1 protein-coding gene is annotated in these 579 nt (G+C 44.0%); it reads right to left on the bottom strand.

Annotated elements, in window-relative coordinates; translation table 11 throughout:
* Positions 1 to 13: 13 nt before the first annotated feature.
* Positions 14 to 579 (bottom strand): MFS transporter (locus R7Q46_RS28875; protein WP_318078541.1); only part of this gene is annotated, 566 nt, incomplete at its 5' end.

The following is a 579-nucleotide window of genomic DNA, read 5'->3' as shown; positions in this document are numbered from 1 at the left end:
TTCGCTAGAACATTCAACTGGAAGCTTCCGGCTGCGCAGTCTGACGAGGTGCTCTTCGATATTGGCTAACCACCAGTACGATGCAAGAAATTAGAGCGATAAATAAATAAAAGATGCCTAGCTGATGCTGATCTGTCACCCACTTTTCAACCAAGTAGCCACCAAACAAACCCGCTAAACACATTTGAATTGAGCCAGATAATGCAGACACTGCACCGGCTTGCTGCTTATGCGGAGACAACAACAAACTTATCGAAACAGGAAAAGACATCCCTTGCGCAAAACTCAAACACGTGAATGCGACCAGTAACGATGCAACCGTAAACGGCGTCACCAACAGTAAACACCCAGAAAGCGCGACAATCGCAAAGCTCATCAACAGTATTTGCTGTGCTTTATAACGGTTATTGATCAAATTAAGGACGAGGCTACCCATCAACAAACCAGCTGACGGAATAATCATCAAAGAACCATAATCAGCTGCGGTTAAACCCAATTCTTGCTGCATCAAAAATGGATATAACGACAATGTTACTAAGCCAGATAGGTAGCTTAACCAGTTATAACTGGCACTCCCGA

The sequence above is a fragment of the Vibrio sp. 811 genome, from assembly GCF_033339195.1.
The sequence above is the reverse complement of the archived record's forward strand: the minus strand, read 5'-3'. Positions and strand labels throughout refer to the sequence as shown.